Below are 20,666 nucleotides of genomic sequence, written 5' to 3' on the forward strand. Positions count from 1 at the left end.
ATCATTCAAGAACTAGTGTGATAAATCTAGCTACTGCCTATTAAAGATCATCAAAAAGTCTTTTCTCTAAAGCGTAGATAGCCAAACCAGCCATATTCTTAGCGCCAGTTTTCTCTAAGAGATTTCGTTTGTGAGCATCAACCGTACGAACCGAAATAAATAACTCATCTGCAATTTCCTGATTTGAATATTCCTTAACAATAAGGTGAAGAACCTCTCTTTCCCTCTTGGTCAACGGAATCTCCATGGCCAACCTAGACCCTCCAGATTTATTTCCCCTTAGGTTATTCATAATAATCGTGGTCACCTCTTGAGAGTAATAAGTATTTCCTGCAGCAACTTCTGTTATTGCCCTCTTTATTTCTTCTTCTCCACTGCTTTTTAGAATGTAGCCTTGAATACCATAATTAAGTATCTTTTTTATGTGTTGCGTTTCACTTAGCATAGTAAGTGCCAAAATTTTGAATTGAATGGCGCCTCCCTGAGTCAGGTTCTTTACCAGCTCAATACCATCCATGGAAGGCATCACAATATCTGTTACAAGTACATCAAAGTTGCTGTTTTTATTTATCATAGAAAGTGCTTCCTGCCCATTATTAGCCTCGCCAATAATCTCAAACCGCTCATCCTCGTCAAGATAAAACTTTAGACCATCGCGAATCATTTTATGGTCATCTACGAGAAATATTCTAATCGTTTTCATATACTGTTTTAGAGTTGTCTAAAGGGACATTTAAAATTAATGAGGTGCCTTTTCCGGGGAAAGAATCCAAAATAAATTCACCCGAAAGAGCACTGGCCCTGTTTTTCATACTTGCCACGCCAAATCCAGTACTATTAAAGCTCATAGTATCCATGTCAAAACCCTGTCCATCGTCTTCAATAATTAATTGAATACTTGTCGAAAGTTTTATCAACTGAATTGAAACACTTTTGGCTTTAGCGTGCTTAATTATGTTGGTAATGGACTCCTGAATAATCTTATAAAAGCTAGTCTCTGTACTAACATTAAGTCGTTCATCCCCTAAGTTAGTAATGAATTCGAAATTCACATCAGAAGTGGCGTTCAATTCGTCCATTAAATCTTTTACCACTTCCATTAAGCCAAAATCTTCAATGGCCTTAGGCATTAGTCTATGTGCAATTTCTCTGGTTTGATCTAAAGATTTTCTGAGGTGCTGCCAGCCACGTTCGTATCGTTCCAATACCCTTTGACTCAACAGGTGTTTCTCTTTTTTAACAAATTCCAAATTAAGCGATGCAATGGTCAGGGTTTGCTGCAAGCTATCATGGATTTCACGAGAAATGCGACTACGCTCGTGATCTGCTGCATCCAATACAGCTGCCAATACCTTTTCCTCAGACCTTATTCTATCCGTAATATCAAAAACCGAGGCTTCCATGGACAAAGGGTTTCCATTTTGATCAAAAATACCATGACCAAACTCTGATAGCCACTTTATTTTACCTTCCTTATCTAGGATTCGATAGCTCAATCGGTAAGCTTGCTTATTACTTATTGCGGTGTTGAAGCCAGACTCAACAAACCTTTTATCATCAGGGTGAATCAGTTTTTGATATTGTAGGCTATTCTCATTTGTCAATTCATCGACCGTATACCCCGTTAATTCATGGCAAAATGCATTCACATATGTAAACTCTCTAGTCGGATATTTTGCACTATAAACCAACCCTGGAATATCTTCAACTAGGGATTGGTATTGAGTGTATGATTTTTCTAGATCAAGAGTAAGATTTCTCTCTTTTGTTACATCCATCAGAGTACACACATGCCTTTTCGGTAAACCCAATTTATCAAATTCGACATTTTTCCCAAGTACCCGCATCCATCGTAAATCACCAGTTTTAGTAACCAGTCTTATCATAACATCCGTTTCATGAATTACTCCAGATTTTAGCTTCCTTGCAAGATTACAAACCAACTCAACATCATCTGGGAATACACTTTTTTTAATATGATCTGAAACTGTGTTTTTAAAATCATATTTCGATCTACCTAAAAGCTCATAGTAATTATCATTCCATTTAAGAGACCCTTCTTTAATGTTCCAGTCTAGAATTATTTGTTTTGTTCCTGAAATTGCAAGATTCAAAACCCGCTGGCTTTCCATAAGTTGTTCTTGGGCGACCCTTGTAGCGGTTACATTCATTGTCAGGCCGATTACTCTCACCCTCCCGCTGGCATCTAGGAAAGTCTTCCCCTTAGACTTTAACCACCTAAGCTCATTGTTCTGGGTGAGCACTCTATATTCAAGTTCATAATGTCTAAGCTTGCCCACCTTCAGTTTTCCGAAAAGTTCACGTACTTTTTCGCTATCATCTGGATGAAGTACAGAATCCATAAATTGATCCTTTGTAGGATCGTATTTCCCCTTTTCTTGACCTATAATCTCTAGATAATTGTCACTTACACTGACTGTATTGGTCTCTAAGTCCCAATCCATTAAGGCCATATTGGCTCCATCAAATGCCAACTTCAATCTCTCCTCATTCTCGAATAGTTCTTGATCTTTAAGATGTGAGTCTGTAACATCTAGATTCAGGCCAATTACTTTATCGCCCTCTTCATCATTAATTCTAAAAATACTAGCGGTTGATCTAACGCGTTTCACCTTTCCAGATTCGGTTTTTATCTCATATTCAGCATCAAACAATCCTCTATCACTCACAAGAGAAGCCAAGTTTCGGTTAAGCTCATCTTTATAATTAGGCTGAACATAGCTAAGCCAATCGGAAACACTAATTTGATTGCTCTCAGGGAGCTCCTTCTCATGAATTGAAGCCATACCCTTATCCCAAACAAGATTATCAGAAACCATATCCCATTCCCAAACACCCGTTTTTGCAGTGATAGCAGCTAATTCATACTTGAGATTGGTATGTAAAATAGCTCTCTCTTTCTCTTTATATTCTGTCAAATCAATATGAGTTCCATAAATCAAGACTGGTTGACCATCTTTATCTCTTTCAATTATTTTCCCTCGATCAAGAATCCAACGCCATTTATTATCTTTTCCTCTTATCCGTATCAGAAGTTCAAACCCACCACTATCTTTAATTTTTTCGTCATAAAGTGAGGTGTTGATTTTTTCAAGATCATCTGGGTGAACTCTTTCATCAAAAAAAGACTGTTCGTGAACTATTTCATGGAACTCATATCCCAACATTTCCGCATAATATTCATTGAACCTTGTATTCCCAGTTTTCAAATTCAATTCCCATGTTCCTATTCTAGCTGATTCAATGGCTAGCGCCATTTTCTGCTTACTATCCAACAATTCCTTTTCGGCCTTAATCCTTCCTGTAACATCCCTAAAAACGGCAAAGATGAAAACATCCCCGTCAATCATTATCCTACTTAAGTTTACTTCGCAATAGATGATCTTCCCATCTACTTTCTGTACATCCCAGAAAAAATTGGCTTGACCATTTTTCAAGGTATTCTCAATTTGATCAGATAAGAACTCTTCTGAAAGCTGCCCTGTAGTTTGATATTCTGGTGAAAACTCCCAGATTTTCTCGTTTTTCAGTTGTTCTTCTCCAACTCCAAAAATTGGTTTTACATTAACATTACAATCCAAACAAAACCCATCTTTAAGGATGGTCATCGCATCATTACTTTGCTCGAAAATGGTACGGAATTTCTCTTCGTTTTCTTTTAAGTTCGCCTGAATTAGGTATTGATCGTGAACGTCAGTAGAAACACCAATCAGTGATGTTATATTTCCCGATTCATCAACCATAGGCGAAATAGAAACCATAAACCATCGATAAATCCCTGTGGAATTTTTGATCCTCACTTGAACAGAAAAAGAGGCTTTGTCTTTATTGGCTAACTTCCATTTTTTATTCGTTAATGGAAGATCGTCTGGGTGCACAAAATTCAGCCATTTTTTACCATGGTAAGCATCGTCATAAAGCCCCAAGTATGTCCGTCCTTTACTATTTAGATACGTTAAATCACCCTGTGCGTCCAGCAGCCAAAGCATATGTGGCAACGATTCCGATTGGAACCTATATTTCTCCTCACTTTCCTTCAATGCCAAATTAGAGAGAACTTCACTGGTCACATCTCTTAACATCCCCATTAAGTTGTCTCCAACCCGTTCCAATTCACAGTATAAAGACCTGATTTTCGTTTTTATATCTATTTTGAAATAGAATTTTATTCTATCACCTGGCTCTAAATCAAGTATTCTCTGAATGACATGCCTATCTTCTTTTACTATCCTATTAAAAAACCTTAATGAAGGACTTTCCGAAGTGGGCATTCCTAAGAGATAATATATGTTATCGGACCAGATTATTTCATTTGTTTTGAGGTTCATTTCGAAAGAGCCGATACCTCCAATTTTTTCCGTTCTGGACAAAAGTTCTTTGGTATTTAATAAATCAAGTTCTGGCTGAGTCTCTCTTTCTACTGTAACATTTTTAAGGTTTGATAATAAATACTTGTCATTACCAATATTTACAACCTTGGATGTTTCACTAACACTTATAATCGAACCAGATTTCGTTATGAATTGATACTCTTCATCTTCAACAGACTCTCCTTTAAATATTTTGTTATGATTCTTATCAAATAACTCTACAGAATCAGGGCCTACAAAATCAATCAACTTCGCACCTTCCGACTCAACAGTTGAACACTCCACTAGTAGGTTGAATTCATTATTAAACACGAGTATATATCCCGCTTCGCTCGACAAAGTTGTAGCACAGTCGTTAGCGCTAAACAACACCTCAATCAAGGCTTTACTACTTCCAATTACGCTATACAGTCTTGCTCTGTCGTAAAGCCAATTTTTGTCTTCTAGTACCTCCTTTTTATCTGCCATTCTCAAAATCCCCTTGTTGGCTTGGTTAATTATTGATGCAACTACTTATGAATAAAACTGAACCACATTTTTCTGTAGAAAAAACACCTAAAAGTGTAGCTTAGGCCAAGATGTCAAATATGGCTGAATTCGTCTTCATAAAAATAAGCAATCTACCTAGTCATTAAATTAAGGCTTTAATTCAACGTTTCATTAAAGATAGTCAAGCAAATAAAATAATTAAGCATCACGAAACTCAATGTTAGACTTCTTTCACTATGGGTTTCACTTCATATTTGACATTGTATTCATTACATTTGCTAACACTCGTTAGGTAAATTAAATAATTCAATATGAATGAAGTATATATAGTATCAGCTGCCAGAACCCCTATTGGTAGTTTTGGAGGTAAATTAGCTGGATTCTCAGCTACTCAACTTGGATCAATCGCTATTAAAGGCGCTTTAGAAAAAGCTGGTTTAGACGCAAAGCATGTCCAAGAAGTATTCATGGGCAATGTGATTTCTGCTGGTCTAGGTCAAGCCCCTGCAAGACAGGCAGCGATGGGCGCTGGGCTAAGCAATGAAGTGCCTTGTACTACAATCAACAAAGTATGTGCCTCTGGAATGAAAGCAGCAATGTTTGCCGCCCAATCTATCATGATTGGTGCACAGGACGTAATTGTAGCTGGTGGAATGGAAAGCATGAGTAATGTGCCATATTATATCCCTAAGGCCCGTTATGGCTATAAATATGGAAACGGTGAATTAATAGATGGCCTATTGCATGATGGCCTTTGGGAAGTCTACAACCAATTCCCAATGGGAAATTGCGCTGACAATACCGCAAAAGAAATGGGGATTACCAGAGAGCAACAAGATGAGTTTGCGATCAATTCATATAAAAAGGTAGCCGCATCAACAGCTGCTGGACATTTCAAAAATGAAATTATCCCTGTAGAAATACCTCAAAGAAAAGGCGATCCGATAATTATGGATGAAGACGAAGAATTTCACAATGTGTTTTTCGAAAAAATACCTTCACTCCGGCCTGTATTTAGTAAGGAAGGAACCGTTACTGCCGCTAACGCATCTACAATTAATGATGGTGCATCTGCAATGGTATTGATGAGCAAGAAAAAGGCTGACGAATTGGGCATTAAACCAATCGCTAGAATTATAGGATTTGCCGATGCTGCGCAAGACCCTTTGTGGTTTACCACAGCTCCTTCAAAGGCAATCCCAAAGGCAATGGCAATGGCTGGAGTAGACAAATCACAGGTAGATTACTACGAAATCAACGAAGCATTTTCAGCAGTTGCATTGGCCAACAATATTGAACTTGGCTTAGACCCTGAAAAGGTAAATGTATATGGCGGAGCAGTAGCCATGGGCCATCCGCTAGGGGCCTCTGGTTGTAGAATTGTAACTACCCTTACTTCTGTTTTACATCAAAAAGGTGGTAGCATTGGAGTTGCCGGAATATGTAATGGTGGCGGTGGCGCATCAGCCATGGTAATCGAAAAATTATAACATCAACTATACTAAACCTAAAAGCCTTTCGTAACTTTACGGAAGGCTTTTTTTATGAAACATCTATTTTCTTTCATTCTGATAATCAGCGGCTCCATCACTTTATTGGGCCAACAGAAGGTATTAAAATACTATCCTCCCGAAAATAAAATCGTCAAAGAAGAATATTATATACTGAACAATGACTCTACCAAAATACACGGTGATTATATCAAGTATTATGAAGATGGTGGAGTAGCCATGAAGGGCAAATTTGAGAACGGAAAACCCAATGGGGTGTTTAATGAATTCTATGAAAACGGAAAAAAATTAAGCACTATTACCTTTGACCACGGAGAAAAAACAGGCCCTTTCCAAATCTTATCTCGCTCTGGAAAACCTATTCAAAACGGTGGCTATAAGAATGGCGAGCTCAACGGCCTAGTCACCTCATATTATGAAGACGGTACAAAAAAGACGGAAACTCAATTTAATGACAGCACCCCAATTGGATGGGCCAAAGAATACTTCCCCTCAGGCAGTCTAAAATCAGAGTTTCAGTACAATAACGGAACCCAAGATGGCCCAGCTAAAACCTATTACCAAACAGGAGAAGTATCTTCTGAATTCAATTACAAGCAAGGCGTAATTGAGGGGGAGTACCTTACCTATTACAAAAACGGACAACTTGAATGGAAGTACAAATACGTTGCCGGATACAAAAATGGCCCTTTCAAAAGGTTTGATGGAGACGGAAGCCTGTTAGATGAAGGCCAATATGTAGACGGGATTTATGTGGGTGAAGTAAAAAGCTATTACCTCGATGGCCCCATCAAAGAAAAATTCACTTTTGACAAAGGAGCAAAAATGGGTAAAAACTACACCTATTATGAAAGTGGTAAAGTAAAGAAAATTGAAGACTACACTCGGGTTACTCAAGACGTAAGCATTCAGGAGTTTTATGAAAACGGAAATCCGAAGGAAAATCAATTCTATATAAACGCCTCTCCCAACAAAACTTGGATTGAATTCTTTGAAAACGGAAAAAAGAAGACAGAAACGCCTTACAGCAATGGAGTAATAAATGGCTTTTATAAAGAATATAGCAAAGAGGGCCATTTAGAAAAGCAATCTCCTTATCAATATGGAAGAAACACAGGCTTACAAACCATCTTCTTCCCGAATGGAAAAGTGAAAAGTGAAACCAGTTATGTTAACGGATCAAAATCCGGTCCTTTCACAGAGTATTTTGACGGAAATAAAGTGAAAATAAAAGGAAATCATCGTTATGACCTACGAGAAGGCACTTGGCAATACTACAATACAAGCGGGGATGTCACTAAAAGAGAAGTCTACTCTAGAGGTAAACTAATCAGTTCATCAGAAAACTAAACCAATCATAAAGCAAGATTATTTTTTGACTATTTTTGCCAAATGATCCGAGGTATTAAAGAAACCAATTTCAGCTTCCCTAATCAGTCCGATTTCTACAGAGGAAAGGTTAGGGATATTTATTTCTTCAACGATTTCCTGGCTATGGTGGCCTCAGATAGAATATCCGCTTTTGATGTGGTACTCCCTAGGCCAATACCTTACAAGGGACAGGTATTAAACCAAATCGCTTCCAAGTTTTTAAAAGCTACAGAGGATATTCTCCCCAATTGGATTCAAACCATCCCAGACCCAAATGTGAGTGTCGGATTAAAGTGTGAAACCTACCCTGTAGAAATGGTCATTCGTGGCTATTTGGCAGGTCATGCTTGGCGCGAATACCGTTTAGGAAAAAGAAAGATTTGCGGTGTAGAAATGCCTGATGGGCTGAAAGAGAATGACAAACTCCCATACCCAATTATTACCCCAACCACCAAGGCTAAAGAAGGGCACGATGAAGACATTTCAAGAGAAGAAATACTGAAACAAGGTCTCGTTTCAGAACGAGAATACAAACAGCTTGAAAAGTACACCCAAGCCATTTTCAAAAGAGGAACCGAACTGGCTGCTGATCAAGGTTTAATTTTGGTTGATACCAAATACGAATTCGGGCATAAAGACGGAGAGATAATCCTCATTGATGAAATTCATACGCCTGATTCTTCAAGGTATTTCTACAAAGATGGCTATGAAGAAAGGCAACGAAACAACGAAAAGCAAAAACAACTTTCTAAGGAATTTGTAAGACAGTGGCTAATTGAAAATGGTTTTCAAGGCAAAGATGGGCAGCAAATTCCTGAGATGACCGATGAGGTTGTTAAATCAATCTCAGACCGGTATATTGAACTTTTTGAAAAAGTAACAGGGGATAAATTTGTAAAACACCCTACTCAAGAAATCGAAAAAAGAATAGAAAATAATATCCTCGGATACCTAAATAAAAAATAAGAAGATGAAATTTACAGTAGATAAACAAGAAAAATATACGCTCATAAAACTAGACGAAGACAAACTTGACGCCACTATTGCTCCAGGTTTAAAATCGGAATTTGTAAACCTAAGCACACAGGGTGTTGGCAATCTAGTGCTAGACCTTTCCGCCACTAAATACTGTGACTCTTCTGGCCTAAGCGCTATCCTTACAGGAAATAGAATCTGTACTGAAAACGAGGGTATTCTTGTATTGAGTGGCTTACAACCGATGGTCCAAAAGTTAATTGAACTCTCTCAGTTGCACAAAATCCTAGACATTCTTCCTACCCAGCATGAAGCTATCGAATTTATTATGATGACGGAGTTTCAAAAAGAATTAGGAGCTGAAGAAGGCGAAGTTTAGTCCAGCGGTTTGAGTATAAAAGTAAAGATATTAGGCTCGAATTCTGCCGCCCCAGCCCACAAGCGTAACCAAACCTCTCAGTTAATTACTATTGAGGGGCATCTTTATCTGATGGACTGTGGAGAGGGTACACAACTCCAACTAAAAAGATACAGAGTACCGATTCAGCGAATCAATAATATCTTTATCTCTCATTTACATGGAGATCATTATCTAGGAATTATGGGGCTTTTATCTACCATGCATTTGATGGGCAGAAAGAAGCCTCTTAATCTCTATGGGCCTCCTGGTTTAGCCGAAATTATTACCCTACAGCTTAAATACTCCGAAACCGTATTCAACTATCAGGTAAACTTCCACCCAGTAAACACAAAAGCCAATACGCTAATCCATGAAGATGATTTTATAAGGGTTTATACTATCCCTTTGAATCATAGAATCCCTTGTGCTGGTTATCTTTTTACAGAAAAACCCAAGAAAAGGAGGATTATAAAGGATAAATTACCCGAAGACTTCTCTGTCAAGAATATCATTAAACTCAAGAATGGAGAAGATATTTACGATGATGATGGTAATATCATTTATCATCACACTCAAATGACACTACCTCCAAAGCGAGTTTATAAATACGCATTCTGTTCAGACACAAAATATGACGAGTCTATTATCCCCATTATTCAAGATGCGGATATGCTCTACCATGAAACCACCTTTTTGGAAGAACATGAAGATAGGGCTGCGAAAACTTACCACTCCACCACAAAGCAGGCCGCCACAATTGCAAAAAAAGCAAATGTAGGAATGCTGTTAATGGGCCATTTTTCCATCAGGTATAAAGAATTAGAGCCATTGAAGTATGAGGCTCAATCCGTTTTCCCTAACTCTCACCTTGCCATTGAAGGAGATGACTTTATCTTAGACGACATTTCTTAAACCATAGGTAATGGGCGAGTCAATTCTGAAAAACAAAAAGACCAACCTATTTCTAATCCTAGCAGGGATCTTTATTACAAATGCCCTGATTGCCGAACTCATTGGAGGTAAAATTTTCTCCTTCGAAAAAACACTCGGTTTTTCCCCTTTAGATATCTCTTTGTTTGGAGATTTTATGCTCCAATTCAATTTAACAGCCGGGGTGCTTCTGTGGCCCGTGGTATTTATTACCACAGATATTATCAATGAATATTTCGGAAAGCGGGGAGTAAAAAGGATTACTTACATCACCGTTGGGCTAATTGCCTATGCCTTTTTGGTGATCTATTTAGCCATGAAACTTGTTCCGGCTGATTTTTGGCTTGGCGTATTTGCTACAGATGCGAACGGCAATCCATTTAATATTGATGAAGCTTTTCAGAAAGTGTTTTCACAAGGCCTCAATATTATTTTTGCTTCCTTAGTGGCCTTTCTCATCGGTCAATTTGTAGATGTTTATGTTTTTCATAAACTAAGAAAAATCACTGGTCATAATAAAATTTGGCTACGGGCCACAGGCTCAACTTTGATTTCTCAGCTGATCGATAGTTTTGTGGTACTTTTTGTTGCCTTTTATTTTCTAGGGGCTTGGCCAATAGAGCAAGTTCTAGCCGTTGGTTTAACGAATTATATCTACAAGTTTTTGATCGCCATTCTTCTCACTCCCCTCCTCTACATTGCTCATTATTTTATAGACAGGTATTTGGGGAAAGACGTTTCTGAACAGCTTCAAGCAGAAGCCAGCATGGAAAGTGGGGATAAGCTTTTCTAACGGAAGAAATTATCTAAAATAACAGCAGTAGCAATTGCTACATTTAGCGACTCAGCACCTCCTCTTCTAGGAATATGAAGCGAGTGAGAAATATACTGTTCTAAATCAGAATTAATGCCTTGCGACTCATTGCCCATCAGCAAAATTCCATTATTGGTCAATTGAGACTCATAAATATTTTTGCCTGAAAGTAAGGCACCATATACAGGCAGTTGGGTTGAAGTAAATACCTCTTTCAAGTCTTTATAATAAACTTTAACCCTAGTAAATGACCCCATACTGGCGTTAATCACTTTGGGGTTATAATAATCAGCCGACTCTAATGAGCATAAAATGGTATCAATTCCATACCAATCTGCAATCCGAATAATGGTACCCAGATTCCCAGGATCACGAACATCATCAAGCGCCAAAACTAACTTATCATCTGGAAGGGTTAAATTTGTATCCTCCTTCATAGAAACAATTGCCAAAGCTGCACTGTTGCTCTGAAAAGTACCAACAGTTTTCAGTTCATTTTCAGTTACTTCGATTATCTCCTTTACCTTCGATAATTGAGCCGTGGGCAACAATTCAGCATACTCCTTAGTCGTTAAAAGGAAATCAATGATAAAATCAGACGTTAACACCTCAGCAACGCCTTTTGCCCCTTCAACAATAAACTTGCGTTCTTGATGTCTATATTTTTTTAATTGAAGAGATTTAAAGTACTTTATCAATCGTTTTGAAAGCATATTGTAAGCTATTTGTGAAGTCGGGAAATCTATTATTCTTAATCCTTTTTTTTACCATCCTAGTCAGTGGCTGTACAGGTGTCAGACATCTGGAAGATGGCGAAAAACTTCTATACAAACAAAGCATTGTGGGTGTTGAAGAAGCCAACAAAGATGCGCTTTCTGAACAAATAACCCTCACTCCTAATACTAGAATTCCTCTCATAGGCCCCCTGGGTGCTTCCATTTATGAATCGGGTGAAAACAACTATGATACGGCCGAAATCAACCAAGATAGACGCGAGTACATTGAGAAAATGGACAAAAAGATTGCTGAACGCGATGAAGAAGGGAAATCGACCTCGAAGCTTGAAGCGAACAAGAAAAGAAAACTTGACCGCTTTCAAAACAAACTGCGTAATGGGAATTTCCCTATGCGCACAGGAACACCATTAGCAGTATATGACAGTATGGCCATAGCAAACTCAAAACAAAAGATGCTCACTTACTTAAATTTTAATGGATTCTTGAAGGCGGAAATTGATATTGAAACAAAGGAGAAACAAAGAAAAATCAATCAAAAATTTATTATATCAGAAGGTCCAAGAAGCTACATAGACAGCCTAACCCTGAGAACTGGTGATTCAACCCTCAGTAGTCTAGTCAATGCCTCCAAAGCAAAATCATTCCTCAAAGTTGGAGAACCCTATAGCAAAGATAAAATTGACCAAGAACGACAACGGATTGAGTCTCTTATGAAAGACAATGGTTATTTTGATTTCACTAAAGGCTTTATCGAATTCGATGTCTTTTTCAAACCAAATCAACTTGATTTATGGGTTTCTACTGTAATCAACAAACCATCTGATAAACCCCAACATCAGATGTATCAAATGGACTCAATCATATTCAACAGTAATGGTAGCGATATCCAAACTGACACTACGGAATTCCAGAACGTAACCTATGTCTCTGGCCTGAATTACTATTCGCCCAAAGTGATAGACACACGTATTATCTTCAGAAAAGGAGATACCTACAACTACACTAATGTGATTAATACACAGCGTCAACTGTTGGCCATTGATATGTTTCGATATGTCAACATTAACTTTGACACCACTTTAGTACCGGGTAAAATGGTAACGAATTTCTATACGGCTCCGCTAAAGAAATATCAAATCACACAAGAGTTAGGGCTAAACGTAAATAACAGCACTGAGTCTAGTTATCCTGGCCCCTTTTATAATCTGTCGTTAAAAGACAGGAACATTTTTGGAGGATTGGAAATTCTGGAATTGAATGCGTTCATAGGGATAGACGGAATCGCAAAATCGAATTCAACAGAATCGTCAAATTCCAATCTTCAATACGGGGGGAATCTATCACTCAGTTTCCCAAGATTCATTACTCCTTTCCGTTCTAGGAAATTAAACCTAGGAACGTTCAATCCTAGAACCTCAGTGTCTTTGGGCTATTCATACACCGACAGGACTCAATACAAGCGAGAAAATATCAATGGAAACTTGGCTTACAACTGGCAAAACTTAAAGGGTAACAAGAACTACACCTTAACTTTGTCTGATGTCAACTTAATTTATACCCCATTTCAAAGTGATGATTTTAAAGAACTTCTCGACAGATTAGAAGCACAAGGAAATACTTTGAACTTGGCTTTTAAGCCTTCATTTGTTAGTAGTACGTCCTTTAACGCTACCCTTAATAATGATTACTCAAATGCGAACTCTCCTTCTTCCTTTTTTCGATATTTTGTGGAAACCGGAGGAAGTTTACTTAACCTCACTGGTACCGGTTTGCTGCGAAACAATGATTTAACCAACTATCAATTTCTTAAATTTCAGATAGACTATAGAAGATATTACCCATTGAGTAGAGAACGGGCCATAGCTTTTCGAGGAAATATTGGGGTTGCTGACCCTTACAACGGAGCAGACTTACCTTATGAAAAATACTTTTTCTCTGGAGGAAGTAATAGTAACAGGGCATGGACTCCGAGACGACTTGGACCTGGTTCTGCCTTTCCATATTTGCTGGACGATAATGGCGATAACGTTAAAGACTCAGAAGGAAACCTGGTGGCTGACCGCTCAAAAGACAGCTATAAATTTGAACAACCGGGAGAAATACTTTTAGAAATGAATGCAGAGTACAGGGCCAACATTGTTGGTTTTTTAGACTGGGCATTCTTTGTAGATGCTGGCAATGTCTGGAAATTCCGTGATACTGAAGCCCCTATTGACCCATCTGACCCAATTACTTTATCGTCTGGTGCCGATTTTAAATTCAATCGTTTTTATAAAGAAATAGCCGTGGGCGCTGGAATGGGGCTTCGCTTCGATTTCTCATTTCTTGTTTTCAGATTTGATGTTGGACACAAAATTCGTGACCCTCGATTTCCGGATGGTGAACGCTGGAGAAAACTATTCAAAGACACTAACCAAACGGTTTGGAACATTGCCGTGGGTTATGCCTTCTAATTTTAGCACATAAAAAAAGCGACTAATAATAAATTAGTCGCTCAGTTCTCTATTTTTTCTTACAATCAGTAATTCAATAACTCCGAAAGCACCCCTTCCACCTTTTCAGCAGTAGGAAGCATTTGCTTTTCTAAGTCTACATTCAATGGAATTGCAGGCAAATTAGCCGCCCCATAAGTCATTACTGGTGCATCTAAAATCTGGAAACACTCTTTTGAAATCCGACCTGCCAAAGATTCAGCAAAGGAATTCATCAAAGGCTCTTCCGTAAGCACCAAAGCTTTATTGTGCCTTTTCACTGCTGCAATTACACCCTCCCAATCCAAAGGATTCAATGTTCTTAAATCCAGTATTTCTACTTGGCCTTTGAAAGCTTTACTGGCAGCTCTTGTCCAATAAACACCCATTCCGTAGGTGATTACCACACAACTTTCACCATTTGCAATAGCTTCTTCACTCGCCTCTTGGTCAATTCTTGACTTGCCTAATGGAATAATGTAATCGCTATCTGGTTCAAATGTTTTAGCCCCTTCGGTTCCAGGTACTTTCGACCAATACAAACCTTTGTGCTCAAGCATCACTACCGGATTGGGATCATGAAAAGCCGCTTTCATCAAACCTTTCATATCAGCTGCATTAGATGGATAAACCACTTTAATTCCTCTGATATTGAGTAAAGTAGACTCTATACTTCCTGAGTGATAAGGGCCACCTCCACCATAAGCCCCAATCGGCACTCTAATCAATGATTGAATAGGAAACTGCCCTTGAGATAGGTAGCAGCTTTTTGAAAGTTCTTCCACCAATTGGTTAATGCCCGGCCAGATATAATCAGCAAACTGAATCTCTACGATTGCCTTTGCTCCAATGGCCGACATTCCAGCGGTAGATCCTACAATATAGGCTTCCTGAATTGGTGTATTAAAAATTCGATCATCTCCGTATTTCTGTGCTAATGTAGCGGCTTCACGGAATACTCCTCCTAAAGTACCACCTACATCTTGCCCATAAAAAAGAGATTCAGGATATGTCTTTAAAATATCGTCAACTGCATGCAGTGCTGCATCTACCATCACCACCTTTTCTGCTCCTCTTGGTTTTCTTTGCCCTTTTTCTTGGGTGATTGGAGTCGGTGCAAACTCATGATCCATAAACGTAGCAATATCTGGATCATCAGCATTTATTGCTCTAGCGTACTCCGATTGCACAAAAGCCAAGGCTTCATCTTCTATTTTTACCAGCTGAGCTTCTTTCCACCCGCGCTTTTTGAGTTCTTTTCTTAACCTTGGTATTGGGTCATTCTTCAGGTGCTCATCAAAATCTCCTCTATACCACTCTTTTCTTACCCCAGAAGTATGGTGACCAAGTAATGGTACTTTGGCGTGAACAAGAATTGGAGCTCTATTTTCTCTTACATAGTTGAAAGCTTTCTGCAAACCCTCATAGGAATCAACAAAATCACTACCGTCAACGCGCATGCGCTCCATTCCAGTAAAGCCAGAAACAAAATCATAAGCATCCATCGCTCGCATTTCAGCTCCAGTAGCGGAGATCCCCCAGTCATTATCTTGAATCAAATAAACAATGGGTAGTTGATGAAGCACCGCCATTTGAAAGGCTTCAGAAACTTCACCTTCTGTAACAGAACCGTCACCTAGCGAGCAAAGCACTACCGGGTTCTTCTTTCCCTTTAGAAGATTCTGGCTCTCTAAATAGTGGATACCATGTGCCATTCCTGTAGCAGGTATGGCTTGCATTCCAGTAGCTGAACTTTGATGAGGTATAGTTGGGAAACCCTCTCTTTTTAAAGATGGATGCCCATAATAAGTCCTCCCCCCGGAAAAAGGATCGTCTTTTTTGGCCATAAGCTGAAGCATCAACTCATAAGGCTGTATGCCTATCCCTAATAGAATGGACTCATCCCTATAATATGGTGCAGCAAAATCATGAGCCGCTAAAGAAAAAGCCGCTGCCAACTGAATCGCTTCGTGTCCACGGGATGTGCTATGAACGTATTTACTGCAAATCGCTTTGTTCTCTTCGTAGGTCAGCGCCATGTTCATGGCGGTGTGCATCAGGCGGTAAGCCTTTTCGAACAATGTTTTAGGTATGGATATTTCTTTATTCTTGTCTGTTGAAATTTCTTTTGTCTTGATAACTCCCATATGTGTGGTTATGTCAGATCCAAAAATAGCCAATATTTTTGAACGATACGATAAAAAACCTACCGATCGTTAGGCAATCTATTTTGCATACGGAATTGCCTTTCAACGGTTTGTTTTACTTTTGCAGTATGGCAATGACAGACAGAGATTCGATAACTCGGATTTTTAGAAATATTCAAGATCATATCTGCAAAGAAATCACCAAATGTGATGGCACAGGTAGCTTTATTGAAGATCAATGGGAACGACCAGGCGGTGGAGGTGGTATTAGTCGTGTAATGCGTCATGGAACCATTATAGAAAAGGGAGGCGTGAATTTTTCTGCAGTACACGGTAAAACCCCTGAGAAAATATTGAGTTCGTTTGGATTGACGGAAGGTGACTTTTTTGCCACTGGCGTTTCAATCGTCTTGCACCCAGAAAATCCAATGGTTCCTATTATCCACATGAACATTCGTTATTTCGAAATGTCAGATGGAAACTACTGGTTTGGAGGGGGAATTGACTTAACGCCTCATTATATAGATGAATCTGACGCTCAGTTTTTCCATGAGAAACTTAAAGCCGTTTGCGACAAGCATCACTCCACTTATTATAAAGAGTTCAAACCTTGGGCGGATGATTACTTCTACGTAAAACACAGAAAGGAAACCCGAGGAATTGGAGGCATTTTCTTTGATCATTTGGGGGAAGACAAAACCTTTAGCAAATCAGACCGTCTCGAATTTGTCAAAGATGTTGGGCTTGCTTTTGCTCCGATATACACCTATTTAATGCGCAAGAACTCTAAACTCCCTTATGGGGAAAGAGAAAAGGAATGGCAGATGCTAAGGCGTGGACGATATGTGGAATTTAATTTAGTGCATGACAGAGGCACGCGTTTTGGCTTGGAAACTGATGGGCGCATTGAGTCCATTTTAATGAGTTTGCCAGCACAAGCGGGTTGGGAATATGACTTTCAGCCCCTGAAAGGTAGTAGAGAAGCTAAAACTCAAGAGGCTCTAAAGAAAGGAATCAACTGGTTAAAACCTTAAATGATCGATCAATTAGAACAATGGGATAAGGCTTTGTTTCGCATCATTAATGGTGCGCACAACGGCTTTGGTGATTTTATAATGACCTGGGCCAGCAACAAATTCACTTGGATTCCCCTTTATATACTTCTGCTCTATTGGTTATTCAAATACAATAAAAACTATGGCTGGATGGCCTTATCGTTGGGCTTACTCATATTGATCAGCGACCAAACAGCATCCGGACTTTTAAAGCCTTGGGTAGCACGACTTCGACCTTGCCATGACCAAGAAATAATGGATTGGGTTTACACTCCCGATGGTTGTGGTGGACGCTATGGTTTTGCTTCATCCCATGCGTCAAACATGTTTGCTATTGCCTTTTTCTGTTGGTTCTGCTTGAAAGACAAACTGAAATACATTTGGCTTTTGCTGCCTTGGGCTGCACTAATTGCCTATAGCCGCGTTTATCTGGGCGTTCATTTTCCTGGCGATGTAATAACAGGTGCATTAATTGGCCTGATTGCCGGATACATTTGCTTCCGCTTGTTTACCTTTGCTTCGACAAGAAAACAGAAAGGTAAATTCATTGATACAAATCAGAATTCAGTATGAAAAAAGATGCTATCGTTTTTAAATACTTCAAACGCATTTTTGAAGATTATCAGGTACTTGTTTCTGTAAACCCAATTGACTTTACCGGAACGGAATTAATCATTCATCCTGATGGAAAAGTAGAGAAGACAGAAATGAATTTTGACGAAGAAATTTATGATGATTTGACAGAAGATGAATTCAAAGAAAGCAGCCCTTTGGAGTTTCAACTGTATATGAAAAAGGACTTCTTTGAAAGAAAAGAGGGCTAAACCAATTGGTTTTCGTAAGCAAATTTCACCAAGCCTGCCAAATTCTTTACCCCCAACTTACTTAAGATATTTTTTCTGTGTGTATCCACTGTATGAGAGCTTATAAATAGCTGATCAGCGATTTCATTGGTATTTAATTCAGAAGCAATAAGCTTAATAATCTCCACCTCTCTTTTCGTTAGCTGTACTTGATCTACTGCCTTTTGAGTTTTTTCTAGGCTATCAAAAAGTGACTCAGTTACATCGTCTCCATAAATCCTGCGGCCTTGAGAAACTTCGTTAATAGCGAGAATCAATTCCTTCTTACCAGAATTTTTCAGAATACACCCTTGAACCCCGAGCTCTATCAGTTGCTTAGTGAACTGGGCGTTATTGTGCATCGTCAAAATAAGCACATTCACTTCAATCCCTTTCATTTGCAGCTGCCTTACCACCTCAATCCCATCCATTTCAGGCATATTGATATCGAGCAGTAAAACATCAACCGCACTGAATTCAAGCTTACGTAGCGCATCCGCTCCATTCAATGCACTATCAACGACTTTTATAGAGGCATCATCTTCAAGGATTGAAGATATCCCATCAATTACCACTTGGTGATCGTCAACTAAAAGAACTCTAATCATTTGTTATTGGTATATCAATTGAAATTGTTGTGCCTGCACCTCTGCCGGAATCAATATGGAAGTTACCATCCAGCTTACCTACTCTTGCTTTTAAGTTAGTCAAACCTATTCCAGCCTTCTTATTCACTTCCTTCAGGTCAAAACCTACACCGTCATCTTCCACAATGAGGTTGACACTGTCCTCCCCTTTTGTAAGTTGAATATTGGCTTCTTTGGCTTTTGAATGCTTTAAGATATTGCTCATCAACTCTTGAACAATACGATACAATTGCAACTCTTGTTCGGCAGTCAAAACATTATTGAGCTCATTTGAATAGAGGCTGACCTTAAGTTTCCCCGTTTGCGAAATCTTGTCTTTCAAGTCTTCCAAAGCGGGTACGAGTCCAAACTTTGTTAGCACCCCCGACATTAAATTGTGAGAAATACTTCTTACCTCACCAGTCGCCTGATCTAATAAATCTGATGCTTTCATAAACTTAGCATGGGTTTGATCATCCTTACTGAGGCTTTCAGTTACCACACTGAAATGAAGCTTTACCATAGAAAGAATCCCACCTAATCTATCGTGCAAATCTATAGCCACTCGCTTTCTTTCTGTTTCTTGCCCTTCTAAAACCCCTTGTAACGAAGCTATTTCTTGTTTCTGCAACAACTCATCAATTTGCTGTTTATTGAGTTCATCATTCTTAGCCGCTAGGGTCTTGATGTTTTTTCTGCGCTGATCAATCACATTAATAATTACGAAGGCCGTCAATACCAAAGCCATGGAAGTCAACAAAACGATGGTTGTTGACCTCTTTTGCTTTTCATTCTCCAACTCCAAGGATGCGGTTTTATATTTTTCCTTTAAATCCAAAATCTGATCGTTCTCACCCTTCAAGTAAATGTCTTCTAACACGGAAATATAATTCTCATAGTATCGTATAACCTTATCGTAATCCTCTTGATCTCGACTTAGTCTAATGAGCCCATAAAGCGCCTCACCTTTGTCCTTTAAAAAATTATTAGCATCCGCAATTCTATAAGCACCAAAGTAGTACTCTTGTGACTCTTCATATTCCTTTTTAACCCGATGAATCATCCCCAACATTCGTAAGTTACTCCCCTCCAGCTGAGGAGAGTCTGATGTTTTTGCGAATTCAGTGGACTTTAAAGAGGTCTCAATTGACAAATCGAGTTCTCCCCTTAAGTAATAGATAGAAGCCATGTTTGCCAAAATCAGGGCAGCATCCTTATACTGATTCTTCCCAATGAAATAAGGCAAAGTGTTCTCATAGTAATAAAAGGCTGAATCCAAATTTCCATCAACCTGATACGTACCCCCTATTCCATAAAAACCTTTGTTTATATAAGATGAATCGTTAATCAATTTCGCCATCGAAATTAACTTCCTGTAATAATCACGAGCCACATCTGTTTCCTTCAACAAGAAAAACACAGCTCCAATTCCTAAATTAGATTTGATTAAATTCAGTGTATCATTTTCTAACTCAGCCTTATTTTTCAAAAAATTAAAAATAACCAAAGCCGAATCGTATTTCGATTCGGCTTTAAGTCGATCTGCTTGATTAATTAGATCATCAAATGATTTTTTGGATTCAAACCGATTTTCCTGACCCAATACTTGGCATATGATAACCAAAAAGAACCCAGCTATAACAAAAAACTTCCTCACCTTCAATTATCAATTTTGGGTTGGAGGATGAACTGGAGGATCTTCATCAGGATCCGTTGTTGGATCGGTAGGGTCCGTTGGATCGTCATCTGGATCAGGCTTCCTACATACTGTTCCAAATGGATTAAACATCAGGTCAAATGACTGCTGCGTTCGGTCTTGTCTTTCTCTTTTAATCATATCACACATTTTTTGATTGAAGATAAAATATACACACAATGAATCTCCTACTTTTCAACTAAGGAAGCAA

At 38.7% G+C, this 20,666-nt stretch carries 17 protein-coding genes; 10 read left to right on the plus strand and 7 right to left on the minus strand.

The genetic code is table 11. The annotated features are described in order from the left end of the window. Nucleotides 1–40 precede the first annotated feature (40 nt). Nucleotides 41–703, minus strand: a complete 663-nt coding sequence (locus VOI17_RS10315) for a response regulator transcription factor (protein ID WP_323757170.1) — start codon at nt 701–703, stop codon at nt 41–43. After that, nucleotides 690–4,859 (minus strand): PAS domain-containing protein, encoded by a 4,170-nt coding sequence (locus tag VOI17_RS10320; protein ID WP_323757171.1) that lies wholly within the window; start codon nt 4,857–4,859, stop codon nt 690–692. Before VOI17_RS10320 ends, VOI17_RS10315 begins: the two co-directional genes overlap by 14 nt. A 332-nt stretch (nt 4,860–5,191) precedes the next feature. Between VOI17_RS10320 and VOI17_RS10325 the strand changes: the two genes are divergently transcribed. From VOI17_RS10325 to VOI17_RS10350, 6 genes are read left to right on the plus strand one after another with little or no spacing between them, the layout of a single operon-like run. Continuing rightward, nucleotides 5,192–6,370, plus strand: a complete 1,179-nt coding sequence (locus tag VOI17_RS10325; RefSeq protein ID WP_323757172.1) for an acetyl-CoA C-acyltransferase — start codon at nt 5,192–5,194, stop codon at nt 6,368–6,370. Nucleotides 6,371–6,424: 54 nt separating this feature from the next. Continuing rightward, entirely contained in the window at nt 6,425–7,741 is a 1,317-nt protein-coding gene (locus VOI17_RS10330) for a toxin-antitoxin system YwqK family antitoxin (RefSeq protein ID WP_323757173.1), read from the plus strand. Between the two features lie 42 nt (nt 7,742–7,783). After that, nucleotides 7,784–8,728 (plus strand): phosphoribosylaminoimidazolesuccinocarboxamide synthase, encoded by a 945-nt coding sequence (locus VOI17_RS10335; RefSeq protein ID WP_323757174.1) that lies wholly within the window; start codon nt 7,784–7,786, stop codon nt 8,726–8,728. Between the two features lie 4 nt (nt 8,729–8,732). Beyond that, nucleotides 8,733–9,116, plus strand: a complete 384-nt coding sequence (locus tag VOI17_RS10340) for an STAS domain-containing protein (RefSeq protein WP_323757175.1) — start codon at nt 8,733–8,735, stop codon at nt 9,114–9,116. 9 nt (nt 9,117–9,125) lie between these two features. Continuing rightward, on the plus strand, nt 9,126–10,049 hold the full coding sequence (locus tag VOI17_RS10345; protein ID WP_323757176.1) for a ribonuclease Z: 924 nt from the start codon (nt 9,126–9,128) through the stop codon (nt 10,047–10,049). Nucleotides 10,050–10,059: 10 nt separating this feature from the next. Beyond that, nucleotides 10,060–10,860 (plus strand): queuosine precursor transporter, encoded by an 801-nt coding sequence (locus VOI17_RS10350; RefSeq protein WP_323757177.1) that lies wholly within the window; start codon nt 10,060–10,062, stop codon nt 10,858–10,860. Here the strand turns inward: VOI17_RS10350 and VOI17_RS10355 are convergent. Beyond that, nucleotides 10,857–11,594, minus strand: coding sequence for an RNA methyltransferase (locus VOI17_RS10355; protein WP_323757178.1), 738 nt, complete (start codon nt 11,592–11,594; stop codon nt 10,857–10,859). The genes VOI17_RS10350 and VOI17_RS10355 overlap by 4 nt on opposite strands. Here VOI17_RS10355 and VOI17_RS10360 point away from each other — a divergent pair. Next, nucleotides 11,585–14,071: a BamA/TamA family outer membrane protein gene (locus VOI17_RS10360; protein WP_323757179.1), complete on the plus strand. Its 2,487-nt coding sequence runs from the start codon at nt 11,585–11,587 to the stop codon at nt 14,069–14,071. The two genes, VOI17_RS10355 and VOI17_RS10360, sit on opposite strands and share 10 nt — an antisense overlap. 65 nt (nt 14,072–14,136) lie before the next feature. Here VOI17_RS10360 and VOI17_RS10365 read toward each other — a convergent pair whose 3' ends face one another. Next, the gene (locus tag VOI17_RS10365; protein ID WP_323757180.1) at nt 14,137–16,236 is read right to left on the minus strand and encodes an alpha-ketoacid dehydrogenase subunit alpha/beta; all 2,100 of its coding nucleotides are present in this window, start codon (nt 16,234–16,236) and stop codon (nt 14,137–14,139) included. 128 nt (nt 16,237–16,364) lie between these two features. Here VOI17_RS10365 and hemF point away from each other — a divergent pair, with 128 nt between their 5' ends. The 3 genes from hemF to VOI17_RS10380 are packed head-to-tail and all read left to right on the plus strand — an operon-like array spanning nt 16,365 to nt 18,115. Further along, nucleotides 16,365–17,270, plus strand: coding sequence for an oxygen-dependent coproporphyrinogen oxidase (gene hemF, locus VOI17_RS10370; protein ID WP_323757181.1), 906 nt, complete (start codon nt 16,365–16,367; stop codon nt 17,268–17,270). Next, nucleotides 17,271–17,864, plus strand: coding sequence for a phosphatase PAP2 family protein (locus VOI17_RS10375; protein ID WP_323757182.1), 594 nt, complete (start codon nt 17,271–17,273; stop codon nt 17,862–17,864). It begins immediately after the preceding gene. Further along, nucleotides 17,861–18,115 (plus strand): hypothetical protein, encoded by a 255-nt coding sequence (locus tag VOI17_RS10380; RefSeq protein WP_323757183.1) that lies wholly within the window; start codon nt 17,861–17,863, stop codon nt 18,113–18,115. The genes VOI17_RS10375 and VOI17_RS10380 overlap by 4 nt, the downstream gene beginning before the upstream one ends. Here the strand turns inward: VOI17_RS10380 and VOI17_RS10385 are convergent. The 3 genes from VOI17_RS10385 to VOI17_RS10395 are packed head-to-tail and all read right to left on the minus strand — an operon-like array spanning nt 18,112 to nt 20,596. Next, complete coding sequence (locus VOI17_RS10385) at nt 18,112–18,741, minus strand: response regulator transcription factor (protein ID WP_323757184.1); 630 nt, start codon at nt 18,739–18,741, stop codon at nt 18,112–18,114. The two genes, VOI17_RS10380 and VOI17_RS10385, sit on opposite strands and share 4 nt — an antisense overlap. Then, entirely contained in the window at nt 18,734–20,416 is a 1,683-nt protein-coding gene (locus VOI17_RS10390) for an ATP-binding protein (RefSeq protein WP_323757185.1), read from the minus strand. Before VOI17_RS10390 ends, VOI17_RS10385 begins: the two co-directional genes overlap by 8 nt. A gap of 9 nt (nt 20,417–20,425) precedes the next feature. Continuing rightward, the gene (locus VOI17_RS10395; RefSeq protein WP_323757186.1) at nt 20,426–20,596 is read right to left on the minus strand and encodes a hypothetical protein; all 171 of its coding nucleotides are present in this window, start codon (nt 20,594–20,596) and stop codon (nt 20,426–20,428) included. Nucleotides 20,597–20,666 lie beyond the last annotated feature (70 nt).

The sequence above is a fragment of the Roseivirga sp. genome (assembly GCF_034669765.1).
GTDB lineage: Bacteria > Bacteroidota > Bacteroidia > Cytophagales > Cyclobacteriaceae > Roseivirga.